This is a genomic window from Streptomyces sp. NPDC029216, from assembly GCF_040648015.1.
Classification (GTDB): domain Bacteria; phylum Actinomycetota; class Actinomycetes; order Streptomycetales; family Streptomycetaceae; genus Streptomyces.
Map to the genome: position 1 here is coordinate 1 of NZ_JBEZWL010000254.1, position 5,315 is coordinate 5,315.

General features: G+C 74.8%; 6 protein-coding genes. 3 read left to right on the forward strand and 3 right to left on the reverse strand.

Translation table 11 applies throughout. The features are described from left to right. The 3 genes from AB0F18_RS38285 to AB0F18_RS38295 form a co-directional block, all read right to left on the reverse strand. The coding region (locus tag AB0F18_RS38285; RefSeq protein WP_362069895.1) for a lysophospholipid acyltransferase family protein at positions 1–817 on the reverse strand (817 nt) is incomplete at its 3' end. After that, positions 814–1,629, reverse strand: coding sequence for a GNAT family N-acyltransferase (locus AB0F18_RS38290; RefSeq protein ID WP_362069898.1), 816 nt, complete (start codon positions 1,627–1,629; stop codon positions 814–816). The genes AB0F18_RS38290 and AB0F18_RS38285, both read right to left, overlap by 4 nt. A gap of 317 nt (positions 1,630–1,946) precedes the next feature. Next, complete coding sequence (locus AB0F18_RS38295; RefSeq protein ID WP_362069900.1) at positions 1,947–3,212, reverse strand: extracellular solute-binding protein; 1,266 nt, start codon at positions 3,210–3,212, stop codon at positions 1,947–1,949. A 163-nt stretch (positions 3,213–3,375) separates the two neighbouring features. On the opposite strand from AB0F18_RS38295, the gene AB0F18_RS38300 reads away from it, so the two are divergent. From AB0F18_RS38300 to AB0F18_RS38310, 3 genes are all read left to right on the forward strand, one after another. Next, on the forward strand, positions 3,376–3,591 hold the full coding sequence (locus tag AB0F18_RS38300; RefSeq protein WP_045951223.1) for a dodecin: 216 nt from the start codon (positions 3,376–3,378) through the stop codon (positions 3,589–3,591). Positions 3,592–3,675: 84 nt separating this feature from the next. Next, a complete protein-coding gene (locus tag AB0F18_RS38305) occupies positions 3,676–4,176 on the forward strand; it encodes a hypothetical protein (protein ID WP_362069903.1) in 501 nt (166 codons plus the stop codon). 56 nt (positions 4,177–4,232) lie between these two features. Beyond that, positions 4,233–5,225, forward strand: coding sequence for an LLM class flavin-dependent oxidoreductase (locus AB0F18_RS38310; RefSeq protein ID WP_362069906.1), 993 nt, complete (start codon positions 4,233–4,235; stop codon positions 5,223–5,225). The last annotated feature ends 90 nt before the right edge of the window (positions 5,226–5,315 follow it).

Sequence of the window (5,315 nt, forward strand, 5' to 3'; positions counted from 1 at the left end):
CCGGCAGCGCCCGCTCCGGCTCCCGCTCGCCGAGGACGGCCCGCTGCGCCGCCGCCGCGAGTGCGCGCCGGTCGGTGTGGCGGCCCGCCGGGATCCGGGGCAGCAGGCGCACCTCGGCGCGTACCCCGCGGGCCCGGGCGATCCGCCACAGGGAGGCGGTCAGCGTGTCGTCGCCGACGAAGGCGGGCGCCCCGGCGAGTTCGCCGTCCCCCTGCCGGTAGCTGATCCGCACGGGCTGTACGGGCACCCGCGCGTCCAGGGCCGACTGGAACGCGGCCCGCCGGAAGGGGCCCTGGGCGCGCCCGCACCAGGTGCAGCCCTCGGGGAAGACGGTGATCCGGTCCCCGGCCAGCAGGGCCCGGGCGAGGGTCTCCACCGTCCGGGGCAGGGCGCGGAGCCGGTCGCGCTCGATGAACAGGGTGCCCGCCTGGGCGGCGAGCCGGCCGAGCACCGGCCAGGCGCCGATCTCGCTCTTGGCCAGCATCCGGCTGGGCAGGGCGGCTGCGACGAGCGGGATGTCCGTCCAGGAGATGTGGTTGGCGACGACCAGGCGGCCCCCGTCCGGCCCGGGGGTGCCGTGCACGGTGATCCGTATGCCCAGGGACCGCAGGAGCGCGGTGTTCCAGGCGCGGATCAGGGCGCGCCGGGGCCGGGCGGGCAGCAGCCGCACCACCGGCGCGGCCGGGACGGCCAGCAGGACCAGCGCGAGGGTGCCGGCGAGCCGGAGCACCGCGTGCGGGACGCTCGCGGCCCGGCCGGGGTGGCCGGCGCAGGCCTGCGGGGTGCAGGGCGCGGTGGGCAGCAGCCAGTTGCTCATGCGGCCGGGGCGAGCGAGAGGAAGTGGTTGAGGTAGCGCGGGTTGGTCCGGCGCAGCGAGAGCAGGACGTACAGGTCGGCGCAGCCGAACTCGGCGTCGAGGGCGGGCTCCCCGCAGACCCAGGCGCCCAGGCGGATGTAGCCGCGCAGCAGGGGCGGCAGCTCCAGGCGGGTGCCGGGGAGGGTGACGCCCTCGGGGCTCCAGGGGAGGTGCGGGGTGACCCGGTACTCCTGCGGGGCGAGGTTGCGGGCCAGGACGGTCTCGCGGGTGGCCGCGGCCAGCACCCCGCCGTCGGCGAGCGGTATCGAGCAGCAGCCGGCCAGCCAGTTGTGGCCGGTGCGCTCCATGTAGCGGGCGAGGCCGGCCCAGATGAGGGCGATGACGGCGCCGTTGCGGTGGTCGGGGTGGACGCAGGACCGGCCGACCTCGACCAGGTCGGGGCGGATCGGGGCGAGGGCGGAGAGGTCGAACTCGCCCTCGGAGTAGAGGCGCCCGGCGACGGCCGCGCGCTCCGGGGGCAACAGCCGGTAGGTGCCGACGACCTGGCCGGTCTCCTCGTCGAGGACCAGGAGGTGGTCGCAGTAGGCGTCGAAGGCGTCGGAGTCCAGGCCCGGCTCGGGGCCGTCGAGGCGGGCTCCGAGCTCTCCGGCGAAGACCTGGTGGCGCAGCCGCTGGGCGGCGCGGACCTCGTCCTCGTCGCGGGCGAGGCGGACGGTGTACCGGGGGGCGGCGGAGGGGGCGGCGGGGGCCGGGGCGGGGAGGACCGGGGCCGCGGGCGCGAGGGGGGACGGGGACAGGGGTGCGATGGTCATGGCTGCTCCTGATCCGGGCACGGGGAGCCGGGCCGCGGGTGGCGGACCCGGCTCCTTTACTTCTTCCGTGACCGGCTGGATTCGACATGACCGCTCAGCGGCTCCCGGATGTGCGGAGGCTGAACTCGGCGGGCCGGAGCCTGCCGGGGGCCCAGCTCAGCGGCCCGGCGGGCCTATGGGCCGATGATCCGACGGCCCGGCGGCCCGGCGGATCACCGGACCAGCGGCTGTGCGGTCCGGCGGCCCGGCTGCCCCTGTGGCTCGGCGGCCCGGCGGCCCGGCGGCCCGGCGACCGGTTGGCTCGGCCGGGCGGCGGCTCAGCGGTCGGAGCTGAGGACCTGGCTCATGGCGTCCGAGGCCGTCTTCGCCGCCTGCCGGGGGTCCTGGCCGGTGAGCACGGCCGTCATGTACGGCTTGATCGGGTTCTTGGCCTCGACCTCGGCCCAGCGCGCCGACTTCGGCGCGGCCCGGCCCTGCGCGGCCCCGGCGGCCATCGCGGCGGTGCCTTCGCTGCCCTCGACCACGCGGGCGAGGGTGGTCTTGTTGGGGACGTAGCTCATGCTGCGGGCGAGCTCCGTCTGCCACTTCTCGCTGACCAGGGCGGTGATCAGGTCGACGGCGCGGGCCCGGTCCGCCGTCTTCGCCGGGATGATCAGGTCGGAGCCGCCGGTGAAGACGGAGCCGGCCTTCTCGGAGGTCTTGCCGGGGATGGGGAAGAAGCCGAGCTTGCCCTTGAGCGCGGGGTTGGCGGCCTCGATCTGGGCCGCCTGCCCGGGCGGGGCGATGATCTGGGCGACCTGGCCGCGCGCGAAGACCTCCGACTGCGGGGGCGTCTCCTCGTCGGCGTTCCTGGGCCCCTTGCCGAGGGCCTGGAGCTGCTTGTAGAAGTCCATTCCGGCCAGGGCCTTCTCGTCGTCGAGGGCGCCGATCCACTGGCCGCCCGTCTCGACGGCGAGCTCGCCGCCCTCGTCCCAGACGAACCCGGCGAGGACGTACCAGTTCTGGCCGGGGAGGTAGATGCCCTGCTGCTCGCCCTTGTCGAGCTTCTGGGTGGCCGCCATCCACTCCTGGCGGTTCTTGGGCGGGGTCTTGATGCCGGCGTTCGCGAAGAGGTCCTTGTTGTAGATCACCACCCGGTTGGCGGCGTACCACGGGACGCCGTACTGGGCCCCGTTGACGCTGCCGGGGTCGGAGAGGCCCTTGAGCCAGTCCTTGCTGCCCCATTCGCGCAGGCCCTCCAGGGTGAGCTCGGAGAGGCCGCCGGTCTCGACGTACTGGGCCACCTGGGTGTTGCCGACCTCGATGACGTCGGCGTGCTCCTTGCCCTTGCCCGAGAGGACCGCGTTGACCTTGCCCCCGATGCCCTTCCACTCCTGGATCTTCACGTCCAGGTCGATGCCGGGGTGCTGCTTCTCGAAGTCGGCGGTGAACGCGCGGATGAAGTCGTCCGACGCGCTGCCCTTCATCAGCCACAGGGTCACCTTCTCGGAGCCGCCGTCCGAACCGGCCAGACCGCCGCAGCCGGCGGTCAGGGCCGTCGCGGCCGTGAGGGCCGTGCACACGGCGAGGAAGCGCTTCTTCACGAGGGTCACCTTCTGGGCTGGATCTCAGATGGCTTGAAATTGGCATAGACCAATGGCCCGGTCAAGGGTCTTTCCGACGGGACTCTCCGCGCAAAGTTCGCGGACCCGGGCTTACTGGGGCACCGTGGAACAAGGCAAAAGCGACGACTGGCGGGAGACCCCCATGTCCAACCACACCTACCGGGTGACCGAGATCGTCGGCACCTCCCACGAGGGCATCGATCAGGCCATCCGGAACGGGATCACGCGCGCCGGGCAGACCCTGCGCAATCTGGACTGGTTCGAGGTCACACAGGTGCGCGGGCACATCGAGAACGGGCAGATCGCGCACTACCAGGTCGGACTGAAGGTGGGCTTCCGCCTCGACGGCGAGGACTGACGCCGCGTCCGCGCACCCGGCCGACCTGCCGGCCCCCGGGGCCCGGCGGTCCGGGCGCGCGGCCCTGCGCCTAGGGTGGCGGCCATGACCGAGACCCCCTCAGCACGCCGCCCGCTGGCCGTCTTCGACATCGACAACACCCTTGCCGACACCGGCCACCGCCAGCACTTCCTGGAGCGCCGGCCCCGCGACTGGGACGGCTTCTTCGGCGCGGCCCCGGCCGACCCGCCGCTCGCGCGCGGCGTGGCCCTGGCGGTGGAGAGCGCGGCCGACTGCGAGGTCGTGTACCTGACCGGCCGGCCGGAGCGCTGCCGGGCGGACACCGCCGACTGGCTGGCCCGGCACGGGCTGCCCGAGGGCCGGGTGTGGATGCGCGGCAACCAGGACCGGCGGCCGGCCAGGCAGACCAAGCTGGACGTGCTCCAGCGGATCGCGCGGGGCCGTGAGGTGCGGATGCTCGTCGACGACGACGAGCTCGTCTGCCAGGCCGCCCGCGCCGCCGGCTTCCGGGTGGTACTGGCGGACTGGGCGGCGGAGGCGCCGGAGCTCAAGAGCGCCCAGGAGGGCGACAACAGCCGTACCTGAGGCGCCGGGGCTCACCTCCCGGGAATCCCCGGAGCCGCCGCGCGTTGAACACGGGTGTGATCCGGAGAATCTCGATCCTCGACCGGTCCCGCGTCCGCGCGGGACACCCCGCCGCGCAGGCCCTGCGCGAGACCGTGGAGCTGGCCCGCGCCGCGGAGGAGCTCGGCTACCACCGCTTCTGGGTCTCGGAGCACCACAGCGTGCCCGGGGTCGCCGGTTCCGCGCCCACCGTGCTGGCCGCGGCCGTGGCCGGCGCCACCCGGCGGATCCGGGTCGGCACGGGCGGGGTGATGCTGCCCAACCACCAGCCGCTGGTGGTCGCCGAGCAGTTCGGGGTGCTGGAGGCGCTGTTCCCCGGCCGGATCGACATGGGCCTCGGCCGCTCGGTCGGCTTCACGGGCGGCATCCGGCGCGCCCTGGGCCGTGACACCGGCGACGCCGACCGGTTCGAGGAGCAGCTGGCCGAGCTGCTGGGCTGGATCGACGGCAGCCAGCGGGCCCACCCCGAGGTGCACGCCCGTCCGGCGGAGGGGATGCGGATCCCGCCCTTCGTGCTGGCCACCGGGGCGGGGGCCTCGATCGCCGCCCGGGCCGGGCTGCCGGTGGTGGTGGGCGACCTCCGGGCCCGCGCCCGGGTGGTGGAGGCCGTCGACACGTACCGGAGGGAGTTCCGGCCGTCGGCCTGGGCCGCCGAGCCGTACGTGGTGGTCTCGGGGACGGTGGCGGTGGCCGGGACCGAGGAGGCCGCCCGGCGGATCCTGCTCCCGGAGGCCTGGTCCCTCGCGTACTCCCGGACCCGGGGCAGCTTCCCGCCCCTGCGGCCGGCCGAGGAGGTCGAGGCTCTGGAGCTGACCCCCAAGGAGCGGGAGCTGTACGAGGGCGCCCTCGCCGGGCACCTCGCCGGCACGGAGGAGCAGGTCGCGGACGGACTGGCCGGGCTCGCGGAGGCCACCGGGGCGGACGAACTGCTGGTCACCACCTCCACGTACGACCGGACGGCCCTGCTGGACTCCTTCCGCCGGCTCTCCCGGATCGCCGGACTGCACTAGGGTCTGTCGTCAAAGTCCCGTCGTCGCCCGGAGGGCGGCCCCGCGGCGTCTGGTGCGTGCTCTCGGTGCGCCGGGCGCAAGACCTCGTAC